18 protein-coding genes and 1 pseudogene are annotated in these 19,667 nt (G+C 60.5%); 8 read left to right on the top strand and 11 right to left on the bottom strand.

The window, feature by feature from the left end:
* The first annotated feature begins 107 nt into the window (after positions 1–107).
* Positions 108–1,241 carry a TIGR03364 family FAD-dependent oxidoreductase gene (locus DU29_RS0107500; RefSeq protein WP_028621188.1) on the top strand — a complete coding sequence of 378 codons (1,134 nt, stop codon included), beginning with the start codon at positions 108–110 and terminating at the stop codon, positions 1,239–1,241.
* Entirely contained in the window at positions 1,241–1,801 is a 561-nt protein-coding gene (locus DU29_RS0107495; protein WP_028621187.1) for a phosphonate degradation HD-domain oxygenase, read from the top strand. Before DU29_RS0107500 ends, DU29_RS0107495 begins: the two co-directional genes overlap by 1 nt.
* Positions 1,802–1,934: 133 nt before the next feature.
* On the opposite strand, the gene DU29_RS0107490 is transcribed toward DU29_RS0107495, so the two are convergent.
* Positions 1,935–3,311, bottom strand: coding sequence for a GTPase/DUF3482 domain-containing protein (locus tag DU29_RS0107490; RefSeq protein ID WP_028621186.1), 1,377 nt, complete (start codon positions 3,309–3,311; stop codon positions 1,935–1,937).
* Positions 3,304–4,674 carry a DUF2868 domain-containing protein gene (locus DU29_RS0107485; RefSeq protein ID WP_028621185.1) on the bottom strand — a complete coding sequence of 457 codons (1,371 nt, stop codon included), beginning with the start codon at positions 4,672–4,674 and terminating at the stop codon, positions 3,304–3,306. Before DU29_RS0107485 ends, DU29_RS0107490 begins: the two co-directional genes overlap by 8 nt.
* Before the next feature lie 99 nt (positions 4,675–4,773).
* On the opposite strand from DU29_RS0107485, the gene DU29_RS0107480 reads away from it, so the two are divergent.
* Positions 4,774–5,286, top strand: a complete 513-nt coding sequence (locus DU29_RS0107480; protein WP_028621184.1) for a dihydrofolate reductase — start codon at positions 4,774–4,776, stop codon at positions 5,284–5,286.
* A gap of 90 nt (positions 5,287–5,376) precedes the next feature.
* Here the strand turns inward: DU29_RS0107480 and DU29_RS0107475 are convergent, their stop codons facing one another.
* A complete protein-coding gene (locus tag DU29_RS0107475; protein ID WP_028621183.1) occupies positions 5,377–6,768 on the bottom strand; it encodes an L-cystine transporter in 1,392 nt (463 codons plus the stop codon).
* Positions 6,769–7,024: 256 nt separating this feature from the next.
* On the opposite strand from DU29_RS0107475, the gene DU29_RS0107470 reads away from it, so the two are divergent.
* Both DU29_RS0107470 and DU29_RS1000000133165 read left to right on the top strand, forming a co-directional pair.
* Positions 7,025–8,092 carry a phosphorylcholine phosphatase gene (locus DU29_RS0107470; protein WP_028621182.1) on the top strand — a complete coding sequence of 356 codons (1,068 nt, stop codon included), beginning with the start codon at positions 7,025–7,027 and terminating at the stop codon, positions 8,090–8,092.
* Between the two features lie 153 nt (positions 8,093–8,245).
* Positions 8,246–8,326 (top strand): annotated as a pseudogene (locus DU29_RS1000000133165) (outer membrane lipoprotein carrier protein LolA); the annotation flags it as partial.
* Positions 8,327–8,390: 64 nt separating this feature from the next.
* On the opposite strand, the gene ilvD reads toward DU29_RS1000000133165, so the two are convergent.
* From ilvD to DU29_RS0107450, 4 genes are all read right to left on the bottom strand, one after another.
* The gene (gene ilvD / locus DU29_RS0107465; RefSeq protein WP_028621181.1) at positions 8,391–10,232 is read right to left on the bottom strand and encodes a dihydroxy-acid dehydratase; all 1,842 of its coding nucleotides are present in this window, start codon (positions 10,230–10,232) and stop codon (positions 8,391–8,393) included.
* A 258-nt stretch (positions 10,233–10,490) separates the two neighbouring features.
* Entirely contained in the window at positions 10,491–11,690 is a 1,200-nt protein-coding gene (locus DU29_RS0107460; RefSeq protein WP_028621180.1) for a Bcr/CflA family efflux MFS transporter, read from the bottom strand.
* 288 nt (positions 11,691–11,978) lie between these two features.
* Positions 11,979–13,175: a class I SAM-dependent rRNA methyltransferase gene (locus DU29_RS0107455; protein WP_028621179.1), complete on the bottom strand. Its 1,197-nt coding sequence runs from the start codon at positions 13,173–13,175 to the stop codon at positions 11,979–11,981.
* A gap of 225 nt (positions 13,176–13,400) precedes the next feature.
* Positions 13,401–13,940: a type 1 glutamine amidotransferase domain-containing protein gene (locus tag DU29_RS0107450; RefSeq protein ID WP_028621178.1), complete on the bottom strand. Its 540-nt coding sequence runs from the start codon at positions 13,938–13,940 to the stop codon at positions 13,401–13,403.
* A gap of 210 nt (positions 13,941–14,150) precedes the next feature.
* Here DU29_RS0107450 and DU29_RS0107445 point away from each other — a divergent pair, with 210 nt between their 5' ends.
* From DU29_RS0107445 to DU29_RS0107435, 3 genes are read left to right on the top strand one after another with little or no spacing between them, the layout of a single operon-like run.
* Entirely contained in the window at positions 14,151–14,966 is an 816-nt protein-coding gene (locus tag DU29_RS0107445; protein WP_161781280.1) for an HDOD domain-containing protein, read from the top strand.
* Positions 14,967–15,009: 43 nt separating this feature from the next.
* Complete coding sequence (mutM, locus tag DU29_RS0107440) at positions 15,010–15,822, top strand: bifunctional DNA-formamidopyrimidine glycosylase/DNA-(apurinic or apyrimidinic site) lyase (protein ID WP_028621176.1); 813 nt, start codon at positions 15,010–15,012, stop codon at positions 15,820–15,822.
* Between the two features lie 54 nt (positions 15,823–15,876).
* Positions 15,877–16,200, top strand: coding sequence for a multidrug transporter (locus DU29_RS0107435; RefSeq protein ID WP_028621175.1), 324 nt, complete (start codon positions 15,877–15,879; stop codon positions 16,198–16,200).
* Positions 16,201–16,423: 223 nt separating this feature from the next.
* Here the strand turns inward: DU29_RS0107435 and DU29_RS0107430 are convergent, their stop codons facing one another.
* The 4 genes from DU29_RS0107430 to DU29_RS0107415 form a co-directional block, all read right to left on the bottom strand.
* Positions 16,424–16,675: a YfhL family 4Fe-4S dicluster ferredoxin gene (locus tag DU29_RS0107430; RefSeq protein ID WP_028621174.1), complete on the bottom strand. Its 252-nt coding sequence runs from the start codon at positions 16,673–16,675 to the stop codon at positions 16,424–16,426.
* A gap of 102 nt (positions 16,676–16,777) precedes the next feature.
* Positions 16,778–17,257 (bottom strand): pantetheine-phosphate adenylyltransferase, encoded by a 480-nt coding sequence (coaD, locus tag DU29_RS0107425; protein WP_007945531.1) that lies wholly within the window; start codon positions 17,255–17,257, stop codon positions 16,778–16,780.
* Positions 17,258–17,372: 115 nt separating this feature from the next.
* The gene (locus tag DU29_RS0107420; protein ID WP_028621173.1) at positions 17,373–18,968 is read right to left on the bottom strand and encodes a GMC family oxidoreductase; all 1,596 of its coding nucleotides are present in this window, start codon (positions 18,966–18,968) and stop codon (positions 17,373–17,375) included.
* Positions 18,969–19,099: 131 nt separating this feature from the next.
* Positions 19,100–19,645, bottom strand: a complete 546-nt coding sequence (locus DU29_RS0107415) for a hypothetical protein (protein WP_028621172.1) — start codon at positions 19,643–19,645, stop codon at positions 19,100–19,102.
* Positions 19,646–19,667 lie beyond the last annotated feature (22 nt).

The following is a 19,667-nucleotide window of genomic DNA, read 5'->3' as shown; positions in this document are numbered from 1 at the left end:
GGCCAGCTCCCACAGTTTCAGGGCAGCTACAGAATTTGTGTTTAGCGCCAACCCTGTGGGAGCTGGCCTGCCAGCGATAGCGGTCTTTCATTCAGGACATTATTCAAATGACTCAACACAACGACATGCTGATCATCGGCGCCGGCATCCTCGGTCTGTCCCACGCCTACGCCGCTGCCAGACGCGGCCTCAAAGTCACGGTTTTCGAACGCAGCGAAACCCCGTTGGGCGCCTCGGTGCGCAATTTCGGCCAGGCACTGGTCACCGGCCAGCCGCCGGGCCAGATGCTCGAACTGGCCAAAGCCAGCCGCGCTATTTGGGGCGATTGGGCCCAACATGCCGGCCTGCAACTCAAGCGCAACGGCTCGTACCTGTTCGCCCGCACCGAAGCCGAAGAGCACCTGCTGGAAATGTTTTGCGCCGGCCGCGCCGTGGAGCACGATTACCGCGTCGAGCTGTTGCAAGGCGCTGCGCTGCGCGACCTGTATGGCGGCCAGTTTCGTCATCACCGCGCAGCATTGCACGGCATCGAAGATCAGCAGCTTTACTCGCGTGAAGCGATCCCCGCGTTGATCGACTACCTGCGCCGCGAACTCGGCGTCGAGTTTCACTTTTCGACGCTGGTGCGCGACATCGAGCCGGGGCGCCTGCACAGTAGCGCCGGCACTTTCAGCGCCGAGCAAATAATTGTCTGTTCCGGTCACGATTATCAGACGCTGCTGGCAGAGCCGATCGCCGCGCTCGATCCGCAGATCTGTCGCCTGCAAATGCTGCGCGCCCGGCCGCAGCAGAATCTCAATCTGCAACACGCTCTGCTCACCGGTCTGAGTTGCGTGCATTACGGGGCCTTCGCCGATATGCCGGAAGCGGCCGCGGTGCAGGCGCAGATCCTGCGCGAGCAACCGCACTTGCATGACAACGGCATACACCTGCTGATCAGCCCGACGCCTTACGGGGAGTTGATCATCGGCGATTCCCATCACTACGGCCGCGATCCTTCGCCATTCAACGCCGAGCAGGTCGATGACTGGATGATTGAGCTGGCCGAGCAAACTCTGGGGTGCAAGGTGCAAGTGCTGGAGCGTTGGCAGGGTGTCTACGGTGCACGAGGGCCGGGGCCGATTTCGTTTTTGCGGCCGATGCCAGGCGTTAGCGTGGCACTGATGCACAGTGGTGTCGGCATGAGCGTCGGCCCGGCGATGGCGGAACGTAATGTGGCGACGCTGTTGGGAGAGTGTTGATGGGCCGCAATGCGCAGATTGTTGAAGAGGTGTTCGGTTTGTACGAACGCTTCGGCGACAGTGACTACATCGGTGAGCCGGTGTCGCAGCTCGAGCACATGTCTCAGGCAGCTGAGCTGGCCATGGCTGAAGGCTTCGATGATGAAGTGGTGCTCGCGGCGTTCTTCCATGACATTGGCCACATCTGCGCCGCCGAAACTGCCGAGAACATGGGCGGGTTTGGTGTGGTCAGCCATGAACGTCTCGGCGCCGATTACTTGCGGCGCGCCGGCTTCAGCGAGCGCCTGGCCCGGCTGGTGGAATACCACGTGCAAGCCAAGCGCTATCTGACGCTCAGGGAGCCCGACTATTTCGAGCGGTTGAGTGAAGCCAGTCGCCGGACGTTGGCGTATCAGGGTGGGGTGATGACTGAGCTGGAGGCTGAAGCTTTCGAGCGTGATCCGTTGTGTGCGGTGAGTTTGCGTATGCGTCAGTGGGATGAGTTGGCCAAGGAAATGCGTGTGCCGGTGATTGATTTGGGGTTGTTGAAAGCGAAGGCGTTGCGCTTGCTGGCAGCGTGAAGTTTCGAAACCGAGCCGCTCCAATCGCGAGCAGGCTCACTCCCACAGTGGGTCTGGTGATGACGCGAATCTCACGGGAGAACCAGTGTGGGAGTGAGCCTGCTCGCGATGAGGCCCGCTCAATCAACAGAAGTTACAACTGCTGCGCCAGTGCTTCGATTTGCTCCTGCCGCTCCGCCTGATCCAGCTTCGGATGAGGATTGAGCGACGACCATTGCGGATGCGCGCGGGCCTTGTTCAAGGCTTCGGGTAATTTGCCTTCGCGCCAGGTTTTGTCCTGCGGCGTGGCGACCTGAATGCTGTCCATCGCCGCATGGCCGCGGGCATTCAGCGCCTGCAGCAGCTGACGCTGACGCAACGCCAGCAATCTCAGCACGCTGTCATCGACGGTCAGTTCCCGCTGGCCTCTGATCTTGCCGAGTAATCGGCTGCCATAACCGCGCGCGGTTTGCAGGGCGCCGCCCGCAATGGCACCGGCCAGTGCCGCTGCGCCCAGGGTCAGGCCGCCGACCAGCAAGTCCACGCCCGCACCTGCCGCCGCGCCCGCTGCGATGCCGCCACCCACGCGCACGCCCAGTTGTTTGAGCGTTTCCGGGTTGAACAAATCATCACCCCATCGCCCGTCCAGCAAAGGCAGATCGCTGGCCGCAGCATCCTGTGGGCGGAACGCATAAAGCTTGAGCAGCGTCTCGACGCAGCGCTGCTCGCGCTGACGCACGGCTTTGCGCAGTTCGCTGATCGCTTGTTGTTCCTGCTCCGGCTCGCTGACCACACTGCGTCGGCACGCGGCGCAATCAATCAGCAACTCGGCAATCAGCCGCGCCGCGCTGTGCTGGCGCGCGAGGCGTTGTGCCTGCTGATCGGCAATCAGGCGCTCCAGTTGAGGCCGCGAGGTTTCCAGCAGCAGCGCGAGGCTTTCGTAGAGGCGACGTTCGCCATCTTCCGGCGGCGCGACGCTGTCGAAACGCACCAGCGCATGCAGGCCCAACCGCGCCAACGCCTCGCGCCAATCCGGTTCGCGGTGGTTGGCGCTGCTGACGAAATTCAGCACCGGCAATAGCGGTTTGCCACAGCTGGCCAGCACTTCCAGTTCGTCGCGGTATTTCGACAACACCGGCTCGCGGGCATCGATCACGTAAAGGCCGGCGTCGCAGGTCAGCAGTTGCCGCAGCACTTTGGCTTCCTGTTCAAAGCGTTGCCGTGCTTCGCTGCCTTCAAGAAATCGGGTCAGTCGCGCCGGGCCGTCGAGGCGTTCGCCGGGACGCTCCAGACGTTCGAGGTAATCGAGCAGAGCGATGGCGTCTTCCAGCCCCGGCGTGTCGAACAGGTCGAGCAACGGCTCGCCGTCTACCGATAACCGTGCGCCTTCGACATGTCGCGTGGTGCTGGGCCGGTGGGACACTTCGCCAAAGCCGACATCCCGCGTCAGGGTGCGCAACAACGAGGTCTTGCCGACGTTGGTATGGCCGACGACGGCGAGTTTCAGCGGCGGTTTGCCCGGCTTAGTCATGACCTGTCTCCAGCCAGTTCAGCGGCGCGCTGTCGGCAAATGCCAGCTCCAGTTGCTGCAGCGCCAGGTGCCAGTCGCCGAGCCGGTCGGCATCCAGCGCTTCGCCCGGTGGCGCCTGCAACAGCCAGACACGGGTTTCACTGGCGTTACGCGCCAGTTCGGCGATCAGCGCGAGACTGCCGCGATCCGGTGAACGGCGAGGATCGCAGGCGATGGCCAGGCGAGCGGGTGGAAAACGGCTGAGTTGTTCGAGCAACTTATGGCGCGACTCACGACTGTCGAGAATGCCCGCGTTGCTGACATTTTTCGGCAGAGACGGCGGCCACTGGCGTTGATCGTCCAGCTCGATCGCGACCAGCAGCGCGCCGTCGCTGTTTAGCTCGTTGACCGTGCTTTCGACACGATGCAGATGTTCAGGCGCCGAGTCGCTGATCCCGAGGCGTTCGCTGGTGGGCATCAGCTGTTCGCGCAGTTGAGCGTAACCGGGCAGGTTCAGATCCAGACGCAGACGGGCTTTGCCGCTCTTCCAGCGCCATAGGCAGAACGCAGCCAGCAGCAGGCGCGGCAACACGCCATAGATCAGTAACACGCCCACCAGCCACGCCGCCCAGGCCTGGCGCGCGTTTTCGATGTTCAACGCGCTGTCGCCGCTGGCGCGGATCATCTCCACGGTCGGCACGCTGAAACCGAGCAGGGCAGGCACGGCGCCCAGTGCTTGAGTCATGGCAACGAACGTGTCGCCCCCGAGGATCGTGGTTTCCCAGACGAAGCCATAACGGCGGGTGGCCATCAGCATCAGCAGAATCACCAATGCGCTGAGCATCGCCAGCAACCACAGGCCATTGACCAGCGCACCGAGCGCCCAGCGATTGAGTTTGTGGCGTTGCAGCAGCAGGAGCAGCGCGGGTGCCAGTTGTGCAGCCTTGGCATCGCGGGCGAGTTTTTCACTGAGCCATAACCACAAGCGCCCAAGCGTTGCGCCGTGGTCACCGGCAAACACCGAGCCCAGCGCCCAACTGATCAGCAAAATCAGGTTCAGCCCCAGCAGACTGCCCAGCGCCCAGAACACATTCACCGGCGTCTGGCCGTCGCCGAGTGCGGTGAATGCCAGACCGGCGCCGGAGACGACGGCCAGCACCGCCATGACGATCAGCGCCAGGCGCGCGCCTTGCAGCCAGTGCGTGAGGGCGTTGCTCAGCCCGTCGCGCTCGGCCAGCCAGAGTGCGCGGCGCTGGATGCGTGCCGACAGGTCGCCCCCCGCGCTGCGGGCCAGACGGTTGGCTTCCAGATCATCCAGAGGGCCGGCGTGTTCTTCGCGCAGGCGGATGGTTTCGGTCAACCAGAGGGTATTCAGTTCAGTCACGCGTTGTCCCGTCGCTCCATTGAGCCGTGAGCATAACCGCTGTGGCGCTTGTCGGGGGGCTGCGTTGCGAGAAGCTGACGCTCTGGTATCCTCGCCGGCATGACTAAATCACTCCCCCTCAGCCTGATCGCAGCCCTCGGTGAAAACCGCGTGATCGGCGTCGACAACAGCATGCCCTGGCACCTGCCGGGGGACTTCAAATACTTCAAGGCAACCACGCTCGGCAAGCCGATCATCATGGGTCGCAAGACCTGGGATTCCCTCGGCCGTCCGCTGCCGGGGCGGTTGAATCTGGTGGTCAGCCGTCAGGCCGGTCTGGTGCTGGAAGGTGCGGAGGTGTTTCCGTCGCTGGAAGCCGCGGTGGTCCGCGCCGATGCGTGGGCGCGGGAGCAGGGAGTTGATGAGCTGATGTTGATTGGTGGGGCGCAGTTGTATGCGCAAGGGTTGGCGCAGGCAGACCGGTTGTACCTGACGCGCGTGGCCTTGAGCCCGGACGGGGATGCGTGGTTTCCGGAGTTTGATTTGAACCAGTGGGAACTGGTGTCTAATGTTCCGAATCCGGCTGTCGACGACAAACCAGCGTACAGCTTCGAGGTGTGGGAAAAAGTCTAAAACGCATCGCGAGCAGGCTCACTCCTACAGGGGAACGCATTCCAATTGTAGGAGTGAGCCTGCTCGCGATAGCGATCTTTCAGGCGCTACTCAAGCGTGCGCCAACTCCCCATGCTCATCCGCCCCCAGCAACTCTTTGTCCGTCTGCTGCATCACCTGACTGGTAATCGCCCCCGCCGCAATTGAGCCACTCACGTTCAACGCCGTACGACCCATATCAATCAGCGGTTCAACCGAAATCAGCAACGCCACCAGCGACACCGGCAAACCCATTGCCGGCAGCACGATCAGCGCGGCGAACGTCGCACCACCGCCCACACCTGCCACACCGGCCGAACTCAGCGTGACGATCGCCACCAGCGTCGCGATCCACAGCGGGTCCAGCGGGTTGATGCCCACCGTCGGCGCCACCATCACCGCCAACATGGCCGGGTACAGACCGGCACAACCGTTCTGGCCGATGGTCGCGCCGAACGAGGCGGCGAAGCTGGCGATCGACTGCGGGATGCCCAGACGGCTGGTCTGCGCTTCAATACTCAACGGAATCGTCGCGGCGCTGGAGCGGCTGGTAAAAGCAAACGTCAGCACCGGCCAGATCTTGCGGAAAAAGCGCAGCGGATTGATCCCGGCGGCGGACACCAGCACGCCGTGGACCACAAACATCAGGCCCAGCCCGATGTAGGACACCACCACAAAACTGCCCAGCTTGATGATGTCTTGCAGATTCGAGCCTGCAACCACTTTGGTCATCAACGCCATGACGCCGTACGGGGTCAACTTCATCACCAGACGCACCAGACGCATCACCCACGCCTGCAGGGTGTCGATGGCGTTGATCACTTTCTGACCTTTCTCGACGTCATCCTTCAACAGTTGCAGTGCGGCTACGCCCAGGAATGCCGCAAAAATCACCACGCTGATGATCGACGTCGGCTTGGCCCGGGCCAGGTCGGCGAAGGGGTTTTGCGGGATGAACGACAACAGCAACTGCGGCACATTCAGGTCGGCGACCTTGCCGGCGTAGTCGTTCTGAATGGTTTGCAAGCGCGCCATTTCCTGGGTGCCGGCGACCAGCCCTTCAGCGGTCAGGCCGAACAGGTTGGTCAAGCCGATGCCGATCAGTGCCGCGATGGCCGTGGTGAACAGCAGCGTGCCGATGGTCAGGAAGCTGATCTTGCCCAGCGAAGACGCATTGTGCAGCCGCGCCACGGCGCTGAGGATCGAGGCGAAGACTAGCGGTATCACGATCATTTGCAACAACTGCACATAACCGTTGCCCACCAGATCAAACCAGCCGATCGAGGCTTTCAAGATCGGGTTGCCGGCACCGTAGACGGTGTGCAGCGCGACTCCGAACGCCACGCCCAGCACCAGTGCGAGCAGGACTTTTTTCGCCAGGCTCCACGAGGTATGACGGGTTTGCGCCAGGCCAAAGAGCAGGGCGAGAAATACCAGCAGATTGAGGATCAACGGCAGGTTCATTGAAAACTCCACTAAGACTTGTGCCAGCCACCTTCCGGGGAAGCTGCGAGCCGGCAAGCCTAACAGCTTGATTTGCAATGGATTAAATATCAAAAAGGCAGGGTCACTGTCGTTTTTGGAATAAGCGGGTGTCGCTGTCAGGGATGCAACTGGCGCGCAGGGGAATCAAGCGGTCGCTGGCAGGCGCAGATCGTTGTGGTTATTTGTTAGCGTCGGCGTCGTTGATCCAGGATCTTTTATCTAGGGAAGCAAGCCGATGAAACTCGCTCCGACATTTCTCGCTGTTGCACTGGGATTGGGCCTTGGCCTGAGCCTCGCGGGCCAGGCGTTCGCCACCGATCTCAAACACTGGCCGCGCGATCAGGCCAAGGCGCTGGACGCCATGATTGCCGCCAACGCGAACAAGGGTAACTACGCCGTGTTCGACATGGACAACACCAGTTACCGCTACGATCTGGAAGAGTCGTTGCTGCCGTTCATGGAAAACAAGGGCCTGATCACCCGTGAGAAACTCGATCCCTCTCTGAAACTGATTCCGTTCAAGGACACGGCCGAGCACAAGGAAAGCCTGTTCAGTTATTACTACCGCCTCTGCGAACTCGACGACATGGTGTGTTACCCGTGGGTCGCCCAAGTGTTTTCCGGCTTCACGCTTAAAGAGCTCAAAGGTTACGTCGACGAGTTGATGGCGTCCGGCAAACCGGTACCGAGCACGTACTACGAAGGCGATGTGGTCAAAACCATCGAGGTCAACCCGCCACAGATTTTCACCGGTCAGCAAGAGCTGTACAGCAAGCTCATGGAGAACGGCATCGAGGTCTACGTGATGACCGCAGCCTCCGAAGAGCTGGTGCGCATGGTCGCGGCTGATCCGCAGTACGGCTACAACGTCAAACCGCAGAACGTGATCGGCGTGACTATGCTGCTCAAGGATCGCGAGTCCGGCGCATTGACCACGGCGCGCAAACAGATCACTGCCGGTCAGTATGACGAACAGGCAAACCTTGGCCTGGAACTGACGCCTTACCTGTGGACCCCGGCCACCTGGATGGCCGGCAAGCAGGCCGCGATCCTGACGTACATCGATGAATGGAAAAAACCGATTCTGGTGGCCGGCGACACCCCGACCAGCGATGGTTTCATGCTTTTTCACGGGGTCGATGTGGCCAAGGGCGGTATTCACTTGTGGGTCAATCGCAAGGACAAATACATGACTCAGCTCAACGGCATGATCGCCAAAAACGCGGCTGCACAGGCGAAGGAAGGGCTGCCGGTCACGGCGGACAAAAACTGGGTGATCGTGACGCCGGCTGAGATTCAATAAACACTGGAGATTTAATGTGGGAGCGAGCCTGCTCGCGATGGCGGCAGGCCAGTAAAATCAATGCTGCCTGACGCACCGCTATCGCGAGCAGGCTCACTCCCACATTGGAACTGTGATCGACGCAAATCCCCTGTAGGAGCGAGCCTGCTCGCGATGGTCGTGAACGATAATGCTGGTTACCTGACACCCCACGGCGCTCTCAGGTTTTTCGCGAGCAGGCTCGCTCCTACAGTTGATCGGTTTTATCCAAAAAAATGCCCCGCACATGGCGGGGCATTTTTATTGCGGTGGTCGGCGCTTACAGCCCGTCGAGCATCGCTTTGTTGCGCACGGCACCCTTGTCGGCGCTGGTTGCCAGCAGAGCGTAGGCCTTCAGTGCAGTGGTCACTTTGCGCGGACGCTTCTCAACCGGTTTCCAGCCTTTCTGATCCTGCTCGGCGCGGCGGCCGGCCATTTCGGCATCGCTGATCAACAGGTTGATCGAGCGATTCGGAATGTCGATCAGCACTTTGTCGCCATCCTGCACCAGACCAATCGCGCCACCCGCCGCCGCTTCCGGTGAGGCGTGACCGATGGACAGGCCCGAGGTGCCGCCGGAGAAACGGCCGTCGGTGAGCAGGGCGCAATCTTTGCCCAGGCCTTTGGATTTCAGGTACGACGTCGGGTAGAGCATTTCCTGCATGCCCGGGCCGCCTTTCGGGCCTTCGTAACGGATGATCACGATGTCGCCGGCCTTCACTTCATCCGCAAGAATCCCCCGCACGGCGCTGTCCTGGCTTTCGAAGATTTTCGCGTTGCCTTCGAACACATGGATCGATTCGTCGACACCGGCGGTTTTTACCACGCAGCCGTCCAGCGCGATGTTGCCGTACAAAACAGCCAGACCGCCTTCTTTCGAATAAGCATGCTCGACGCTACGGATGCAGCCGTTTTCACGGTCGTCGTCCAGGGTTTCATAGCGGGTCGACTGGCTGAACGCGGTTTGCGTCGGGATGCCCGCAGGACCGGCCTTGAAGAAGGTGTGCACGGCTTCGTCGTCGGTCTGGGTGATGTCCCACTTGGCGATGCCTTCGGCCAGGGTTTTGCTGTGCACGGTCGGCAGGTCAGTGTGCAGCAGGCCGCCACGGGCCAGCGAACCGAGGATGCTGAAGATCCCGCCGGCACGGTGTACGTCTTCCATGTGGTACTTCTGGATATTCGGCGCGACTTTGCACAGCTGCGGCACGTGGCGGGACAGGCGGTCGATGTCGCGCAGGTCGAAATCGATTTCTGCTTCCTGGGCGGCGGCCAGCAAATGCAGGATGGTGTTGGTGGAACCGCCCATGGCGATGTCCAGCGTCATGGCGTTTTCGAACGCCTTGAAGTTGGCAATGTTGCGCGGCAGTACCGACTCGTCGTTATCGGTGTAGTAACGCTTGCACAGCTCGACGATGGTGCGGCCGGCCTGCAGGAACAGTTGCTCGCGGTCACTGTGGGTAGCCAGTGTCGAACCGTTGCCCGGCAGAGCCAGACCCAATGCTTCGACCAGGCAGTTCATCGAGTTGGCGGTGAACATGCCGGAGCACGAACCGCACGTCGGGCAAGCGCTGCGCTCGTACTCGGCGACTTTCTCGTCAGAAGCGCTGGAGTCGGCGGCGATCACCATGGCGTCGACCAGGTCGAGGCCGTGGGAGGCGAGTTTGGTCTTGCCGGCTTCCATCGGGCCGCCGGACACGAAGATCACCGGGATGTTCAGGCGCAGGGACGCCATCAACATGCCAGGCGTGATCTTGTCGCAGTTGGAAATGCACACGATCGCATCGGCGCAATGGGCGTTGACCATGTATTCAACCGAGTCGGCAATGATCTCGCGGCTCGGCAGCGAATACAGCATGCCGTCGTGGCCCATGGCGATGCCGTCGTCCACGGCGATGGTGTTGAATTCTTTGGCGACACCGCCGGCGCGTTCGATTTCGCGCGCGACCAGTTGGCCCAGGTCCTTGAGGTGGACGTGGCCCGGGACGAACTGGGTGAAGGAGTTGGCAATGGCGATGATCGGCTTTTTGAAGTCGTCATCTTTCATCCCCGTGGCGCGCCACAGTGCGCGGGCACCGGCCATGTTGCGGCCGTGGGTGGATGTTTTCGAGCGGTAATCAGGCATGAAGCACTCCGGGCGGCTAATCAGGTATCAAAAGGGAAGTGAGCTTCTGTTGACGTCTGGAACACTCAGAAATGGCCGTGTGTCCGGAAGTTGCCGATAACTTTGCGGGATCGCCGCGCGCTTCAGCTTGAGCTCATAAACCCGCCGGGGGATGACTGGCGATGAATGTCGCGATTCTACACGGCTGGCGGCGGGAGGGAATGCCGGGAAGCGCTGATCCAGCGCCGATGGGCCATGCTGGATGACGATCGGTGCCGCTCAGCTGATTTTCCGTGCCGGCTTGCTTCGCATGATCAATGCATTCAAACCGAGACCTGCGGCGCTCAGGATCAGGAAGCACAGGCCGAGCGCGGTTGTCAGGTCTTCGGAGGCGAGATTGATCAGCAGACTGATCACACCGCCACACAGGAAGATCATGACGCCGCCGACCGACGAGGACGTGCCGGCATCCTCCGGATGGAGTGACATCGCTTTGGAGTTGGCAATAGGCCTGGCAATGGTCGTGCCGGCCGTGCAAATGAGCATCGGGATCAGCACCGTCGCAGCCGTGAGGCCGAACAGGTTTGCCAGCAGCAGCATGATCAGCCCCGACAGCGCGATCAACCCGAGCCCGACGATGATCTGGGAATTGGATTGCAGATGTCGATGCAGCGCACTGGCGACTATCCCGCCCAACACATACGCCACGCCATACAACAACAACGCCCAGGCAAACTCGTAGGGCGAAAGGCCCAGGCGCTCCATGAAAATGATCGGGGAGATGACGATGAAGGAAAAATGGCAGGCGAACGCCAGAGCCGAAATGAGCCAATAACCGGTAAAGCGCAGATCGGAGCAGAGTCGCCAGTAGGCATTGAAAAAATGTGCGGACAACGGTTTGCGCCTGCGTGGGTTGTCCTGAAGCAGCACACAAGTCTTTATCCAGACGATGACTGCCAGGGCGATAAACACATAAAAGCTGCCCTCCCAGCCCAGATGCATTTGCAGCCAGGTCCCCAGCAAAGGCGAAATAGAGATGAACACACCCGCTGCGGTCGTCATCCAGATGCGGATTCGCTCCTGTTCTCTGCCGACAAACAAATCCTGAATCAACGCCTGCGACAGCACGAATGCACCGCAACCCACCGCCTGCACCACACGGAAAAACACAAACCAGCGGTAGTCGCTGGACATCAGGCAACCTGTCGCACCGATGGCCGAGATGGCGATGCCGGTGAGCAAGAGGTTTCTGCGGCCCCATCGGTCCGACAGCGGCCCGACCAGCACCACTGACAGCGCAAGGCCGATGGCGAACAGGCTGACAGACAGGGCAATGTCCGACGCCGGGCTCTGGAAGTGGTAAGAGAGTGCGGGAAACGAAGGGAGAACGACGTCCAGCGGGAATACGCCGAGGAGCGTCATTGTCAGCAACAGCAGGATGAGCGAGGATTTTTTCGCGGTGCGCGTGGAAGGGTTCATCGACAACGCTCTCGGTCCGTGAGGGGGGATCGAGCGTTGACCTGATGGCCATGGAAGTCAATTCAGCGCTGTGTGGGATTTTTCTGAATCTGTTGTGGGAGCGAGCGGTCGGCCCTGCAAACGGTGCTTGGTAGGCAATAGAGGGCGAGGACTTCGTCCTGGAACGCAGCCTTCGGCAGCTGCTACAGAAAGCACACTCACTTCATGTAGCAACTGGCGAAGCCTGCGTCGGTTGCGAAGCGACCCCAATTTCGGACCAGCTCCGCACCAGCAGGCAGCAGACGTCAATCAGCTATTCGGCAGTAACCGGCAGGTGATGCTCTTGATGTAGCGCGTTTCTGCAATCGCCGGATGCACCGGGTGATCCGGGCCCTGGCCGCCACGTTCCAGTATCTGGATGTTGCGGTCCAGGTGACGGGCGCTGGTCAGCAGGATGTTCTGCAAATCATCTTCCGGCAGGTGCATCGAGCACGAAGCGCTGACCAGGATGCCGTCCTTGGTGAGCAGGCGCATGGCTTGCTCGTTCAGGCGACGGTAGGCGCCTTCACCGTTTTTCATGTCTTTCTTGCGTTTGATGAACGCCGGTGGATCGGCAACGATCACGTCGAAACGTTCTTCACTGGCTTTCAGCTCTTTCAAGGCATCGAACACATCGCCTTCGAGACAAGTCATTTTCTCTGCTACGCCGTTCAGCGCGGCATTGCGCTCGACGCCGTCGAGGGCGAAGGCGGACGCATCAACGCAGAACACTTCACTGGCGCCAAACGCAGCGGCTTGTACACCCCAACCGCCGATGTAGCTGTACAGGTCGAGCACGCGCTTGCCTTTGGCATAGGGGGCCAGACGCGCGCGGTTCATGCGGTGATCGTAGAACCAGCCGGTTTTCTGACCCTGGATGACCGGCGCTTCGAATTTCACGCCGTTCTCTTCCAGCGAAACCCATTCCGGCACCAGGCCGAACACGGTTTCGACGTAGCGATTGAGGCCTTCAGCGTCACGGGCAGCAGAATCGTTCTTGAACAGAATGCCGCTGGGCTTTAGCACTTGAGTCAGCGCTGCAATCACGTCGTCTTTATGCGCTTCCATGGTGGCCGAAGCGATCTGCACCACCAGAATGTCGCCGAAACGGTCGACCACCAGACCTGGCAGCAAATCGGAATCGCCGTAGACCAGACGATAGAACGGCTTGTCGAACAGACGATCACGCAGGGACAGCGCGACGTTCAGGCGATGCACCAGCAGCGACTTGTCCAGCGGCAATTTGATGTCGCGCGACAGCAGGCGGGCGCAGATCAAATTGTTCGGGCTCATGGCGACGATGCCCAACAGCTTGCCACCGGCGGCTTCGAGGATCGCCTGGTCACCGGCCTTAAAGCCGTGCAAAGGAGTCGCCGCTACATCGATTTCGTTGCTATAGACCCACAAGTGGCCGTTTCGCAGGCGACGATCGGCGTTGGCTTTGAGGCGCAGGCTAGGCAGGGACATGACGTCGCTCCGGAAAAAAGAGCGGGAGTATAGCGTGTTGGGCCACGCACAGGTTTGCGGGTGGACATGTGGTGAGGGGGCTTGCCTGTGGCGAGGGGGCTTGCCCCCGTCCGACTGCGCAGCAGTCGCAACCCATCGCAAATGGAATTTCGTAATCTCTGCGCTGGTTTTGGGGCTGCTGCGCACCCCAACGGGGATAAATTCCCTCGCCACACTTGTTCAGTGTCAGGCCGACAACGCGCTGATCAACTCCCGATTGAACGCCGGAATATCATCCGGCTGACGGCTGCTGATCAGATTCCCGTCAGTCACCACCTCCTTGTCGACCCAGTTCGCCCCGGCATTCTCCAGATCATCCTTGAGCGTTTTGTAGCTGGTCATGGCTTTGCCCCGGACCAGTCCGGCGGAAATGAGCAACCAGCCGCCATGGCAAATCACCGCAATCGGTTTACCCGCCGATGTTGCGGTTTTCACCAGATGCTGTGCATCGAGATCAATACGAATTGTGTCGGAATTCTGCACGCCGCCCGGCAAAACCAGGGCATCGTATTGGTCGATGGTGGCGCTTTTGAAGGTCTGATCAACATCGAAATCGTCGGCCGGTTTGTCGTGATTCCAGCCTTTGACCTGACCTTCCTCGGCGCACAGTATATCGACCTGTGCACCGGCTTCCTCCAGTGCTTGCTTGGGTCCGGTGAGCTCGATCTGCTCGAAACCATCGGTTACCAGAATCGCGACACGCTTGCCGTTCAGGGAAGTGGACATGATTGATTCTCCTGACTTGAATGTGTGTTTTGCCTTCACGGGCATTACACAGTCCGAAGCCTGGCGAACAATGAAAGTTCCGGCGATGTGCCCGCTGGTGTGTCGGATCCAAGTTCAGAAAGGGTAGAATCGGCGCCTGACCCAGAGTGTGTACTTATGTCCCAAGAGCTGACCGCCGAACAGATCCAACAGTCCCTGCAGGGCATCAGCGTGCCTGCCCAGCCGCAGATCATGGTGGATTTGCAGATGGAACAGTACATGCCCGATCCGGACCTGGAGGTGATTGCCAAGTTGATCTCCCAAGACCCGGGCCTCTCTGGTTCGCTGCTGAAGATTGTCAATTCGCCGTATTACGGCTTGAGCAACAAAATCACCTCGATCCAGCGTGCAGTGAATTTGCTGGGCAGCCGTTCGATCATCAACCTGATCAACGCACAATCGATCAAGGGTGAGTTGAACGACGACACCATCGTTACCCTTAACCGTTTCTGGGACACCGCTCAGGATGTGGCGATGACGTGCCTGACGCTGGCCAAGCGCATCGGCGTGCAGGCGGGCGATGAAGCCTACGCGCTGGGCCTTTTTCACGACTGCGGCGTGCCTTTGATGCTCCAGCGGTTTCCCAACTACATGACGGTGCTGGAAGAAGCGTATGCCAGCGCCAGCAGCGAATGCCGGGTGGTCGACACCGAAAACCGCGTGTTCAATACCAACCACGCAGTGGTCGGTTATTACACGGCCAAATCCTGGCGCCTGCCGGAACATGTGAGTACGGCTATCGCCAATCATCACAATGCCCTGGCGATTTTCAACGATGAATCGTCGCGCAACAGTCAGTTGAAAAATCTGCTGGCGATTCTGAAAATGGCTGAACACATTTGTGCGTCTTATCGAGTGCTGGGCAATCAGTCCGAAGACCGTGAGTGGAACAGCATTGCGCCCATCGTGCTGGATTACGTCGGTCTGTCGGACTACGACTTCGAAACCCTCAAACAAACCATCCGCGACCTCGGCACTCATCGCTGAGTCGCGGCCAGTGCCTCAGCCGAGCGCCTGATCCGAGAGCCCCATGCCAGAACTGCCGGAAGTCGAAACCACCCGCCGCGGCATCGCGCCCCATCTGGAAGGGCAGCGTGTCAGCCGGGTGATCGTGCGCGATCGGCGTCTGCGCTGGCCGATCCCGGAAGATCTGGATGTGCGCTTGTCCGGCCAGCGGATCGTGCTGGTGGAGCGGCGTGCCAAATACCTGCTGATCAACGCCGAAGTCGGCACCTTGATCAGCCATTTGGGCATGTCGGGCAATCTGCGTCTGGTCGAGATCGGCATGCCGGCGGCCAAGCACGAGCATGTCGATATCGAACTGGAATCGGGGTTGGCGCTGCGTTACACAGATCCGCGGCGCTTTGGTGCGATGCTCTGGAGCGCCGATCCGCACAACCACGAGTTGTTGCTGCGCCTTGGGCCGGAGCCGTTGACCGACCTGTTCGATGGCGATCGGCTGTTCCAGCAGTCCCGCGGACGCTCGATGGCGGTCAAGCCGTTCATCATGGACAACGCGATAGTGGTCGGCGTCGGCAATATTTATGCGACCGAAGCGCTATTCGCCGCCGGGATCGACCCGCGTCGCCAGGCCGGAGGCATTTCACGGGCGCGTTATCTGAAACTGGCGATCGAGATCAAACGCATCCTGGCGGCCGCGATCGAGCGTGGCGGCACGACGTTGCGCGACTTCATCGGTGGCGACGGTCAGCCGGGTTATTTTCAGCAGGAATTGTTTGTGTATGGTCGCGGAGGCAAGCCGTGCAAGGTCTGCGCAACCGAGCTGCGCGAAGTCAAACTCGGTCAGCGCGCCAGCGTGTTCTGCCCGCGCTGTCAAAGATGACAGGGCTTTAGGTCTATAGTCTGTGTTTTCACTGTCCAGTCGAAGGATCGCCTCATGAATCTGTTTCGAACGCTCGCTGTTGTTTTGCTGATCAGCACGGCTACGCCAGCGCTGGCGGCCAACGTCGGAAGTGGCGACCCGCGCTACACCATTCAGAATCCGCCAGCCTACGCCATGATCGGTGATTTGCTGATTGCCCGGCCCTTGTTGATCGTGGCGACGGTGATTGGCGCGGGTCTGTTTGTGGTGGCTTTACCGTTTACCGCGCTTGGTGGCGGCATCGGCGATGCGGGCAAGGCGCTGGTGGTCGATCCAGGGAAAGCCGCGTTTGTGCGGTGCCTGGGGTGTATCGGCGAGGGGTTCGAGCAGCGGGAGTGAGGTCAGTCAGAGCTTCGGTGTGGCTGATGGCCTCATCGCTAGCAGGCTAGCTCCCACAGGGTCTTGCGTGACCACAACACTGTGATCCAATCCGCGACTTGTGGGAGCTAGCCTGCTGGCGATGACGGCGGCACTGGACTATCAATGCTGACTGACCTATCGCAATCTTGCTGTAGGGCGATCCGACGATGAGGGCGGTACAAGCTCTACAAAAAGGCCTGACTCAAACCTTCCCGGTAATCACCCGATACTTCGCCATCAACTGCTCTTCAGTCTCCGGATGCGCTTCGTCCAGCGGAATGCAATCCACCGGGCACACTTGCTGGCACTGCGGTTCGTCATAGTGACCCACGCACTGCGTGCACAAATTCGGATCGATCACGTAGATCTCTTCGCCTTGGGAAATGGCGGCGTTCGGGCACTCGGGTTCGCAGACGTCGCAATTGATGCAATCGTCGGTGATGATCAGGGACATGCTAACTCCAGCCTGGGTGTGGAGCCCGGGCGCAATAAACCAATGCGCGCAATTGTGCCGCATTGGCGCCCGCAGTGCACGCGGGCGCCGCTTGAGCGGTTGTTACTTCTTGAAGCGTTCGGTGAGCGCATCCGCCACGGCAGGGTGGACAAACTTGGTGATATCGCCGCCCAAGGCTGCAATTTCACGCACCAGTGTCGAGGAAATGAAGGAATAACGCTCGGACGGCGTCAGAAACAGACTCTCCACATCCGGCGCCAGCTGACGGTTCATGTTGGCCAGCTGAAATTCGTATTCAAAGTCTGAGACCGCGCGCAACCCACGCAGAAACACATTGGCATTCTTCTCTTTGGCGAAGTGCGCCAACAGCGTCGAGAAGCCGACGACTTCAACGTTCGGCAAATGCTTGGTGACTTCACGGGCCAGCTCCACCCGCTGTTCCAAGGGAAACAGCGGGTTTTTCTTGGGGCTGGCAGCGACAGCAATGATCACGTGATCGAACAGGCGCGCGGCGCGTTCGACCAAGTCGCCATGGCCCTTGGTAATAGGGTCGAATGTACCTGGGTACAACACTCGGTTCATCGCGTCGTCCTGGCGGGAGTCCGTTGGGGAGTCGGATGGTATCGCAGCCTACCCGGTCGGCCAAGTCGCCTGTTGGGTAAGAAGGCACTATAGACGATAGGAATATTCGCTCTTTTCAGCGGTTTTTCAAACGTTCGGCCAGCGAAGTTGCCAATTGCGCGGTCAGCCCATAGACCGACAATTGCGGGTTGGCGCCGATGCTGGTGGGGAACAGCGAGCCGTCGTGGATCGATAGATTGGCAATTTGATGATGGCGGCCGAGGCTGTCGGTCACGGCGTTTTTCGGATCTTCGCCCATCGCACAGCCGCCCATCACGTGCGCGCTGCCCAGGCGCGTGCGATAGAGCTCCAGGCTCAAGCCATCGATCAGCGTTCGCGCTTCGCCGAGGCTTTTCACGTAGCGCGCATCCGCATGCATCGGCATCACCGCTTTGGCCCCGCCGGCAAACTGAATCTCGGCCATGCTGTGGAACGCTCTGCGTAACCCGTCCCAGGTGTAGGGCGAAACCGGGTAATCGAGGACCGGCGTGCCATCGCCGCGCAACTCGACGCTGCCGCCCGGGCTGTCCGGGTGGAAGCCATCGCGCAACAGGGCGAGCATGGCGTGGGTGTGAGGCAGGTGCTGCATGTGGCGCGCGCTTTCGTCGCCGAAACCACCCAGCAAAGTGCTCGCCAATGCCGGGTGCAGCGGCGGCACTTCCAGTTTGTAGGACATCTTGCCAGTGGTGCCGTCCTGCCACTGAAAATGGTCGGAATAGATCGATTGCGGTGCGCCGTAAAAGGGGTTGATCACCTCGTCGAACAGCGCGGCAGACATGTTGACCAGATGCAGGAACGTGCGCTTGCCCAGTCGCTGGTGCGGATCGGGCGCGTCGGAGCGCAGGAGCAGGGCGGGGCTGTTGATGCCGCCGCCGGCCAGTACGTAATGCCGTGCCTTGACCGTGATCGTCTTGCCGGTAGGCTCGACGCAGCGCTGGTCCATGGCGACACAGTGCAATTCGCTGACCTGATCGCCGGAGAACATGAGTTTTTCAGCGCGGGCCAGATACAGCAGCTCGCCACCGTTTTCCAGAGTCGCCGGTATGGTCGTGACCAGCATCGACTGCTTGGCGTTGCTCGGGCAGCCCATGCCGCAATAGCCGATGTTCCAGCAACCGCGCACGTTGCGCGGGATGACATGCCAGCTGTAGCCGAGTTGCTCGCAGCCCTTGCGAATCACATCGTTGTTGGCATTCGGCGGCACTTGCCAGGGCGCAACACCGAGGCGTTGTTCCATGCGTTCGAACCAGGGCGCCATGTCGGCAGGGGAGTGACCTTTTACGTCATGCTCGTTGGCCCAGTGGTCGAGCGTCGGCTCGGGCGTGCGAAAGCTCGACGTCCAGTTGATCAGCGTTGTGCCGCCGACGGCGCGCCCTTGCAGGATAGTGATCGCACCGTCCTTGCTCATCCGCCCGATGCCTTCCTGATAGAGGCTGGTGTAGGCCTGATCTTCGAGCATCTTGAAGTCGCTGCTGGTTTTCAGCGGGCCTTCTTCGATCAGCAGCACCTTGTAGCCGGCGGCGCTGAGGATTTCCGCCGTCGTGCCGCCGCCCGCGCCGCTGCCAATGATCGCCACATCGGCTTCCAGGGTCAGATTCTCTGTCAACCGGGAGCCGTCGCGAGTTTTCCAGCCACGGGCCATGCCTTCGCGGAATGGGTCGGGTACGGGCATATTCTTGATCTCTTATTGTTCTAAAGTTGAAGGTACTGCGGCTGGCGCCTTCGCGGGGAAAACACGCTCCCACAAGACCGACGCGAACCCCTGTGGGGAGCGGGCTTGCTCGCGAAGGGCGCGACTTGTTCTTAAACCGCAGGCGGCCCCGGATACCCGCAATGCGCCCACGATTCCTTATGGGCATACCACGCCATCATCACCATCTGCAGCAACGAGCTATGCCCCATGCGCAGCAGACTCAACGAACTGTTTTCCCAGCGCTGCAGAAAGTGCCGAATCTGATCGGCACTGGCGTTTTCCCAACTGCCCCAGATCCCGGTCAGCGGTCCGCGCGTGACGGTCATCCCCAGCACATCGAACAACTGCCGCGTCAGCTTGAGCATTTCCGGCGACAGGTGATCCAGCCCGTTGTCCAGGTTCTTCAAAGTGCCGTCCAGCGCCGCCGTCAGCTTGGCTTCGGCCACGGCACCGTCGAGCATCACCGGGATCACCGCCCGTAAAAACAGCAGGTCACCACTGCGCAATGTCGCAAAACCGTTGGCGGGGATACCCGATGAGCAGCCACTCAGGCTCGCGCCCACTCCGGCCGTGGCCAGGAACGCGCTTGCGCCGAGACTGAATTTGAGCAAACCGCGCCGTGACAGCGCGGGTGATTCGGACAGGCCTGGGCTCATTATTGTTATTACCCGGTAATAG

It is taken from the genome of Pseudomonas sp. Ant30-3, assembly GCF_000690905.1.
Lineage (GTDB): Bacteria > Pseudomonadota > Gammaproteobacteria > Pseudomonadales > Pseudomonadaceae > Aquipseudomonas.
The sequence above is the reverse complement of the archived record's forward strand: the minus strand, read 5'-3'. Positions and strand labels throughout refer to the sequence as shown.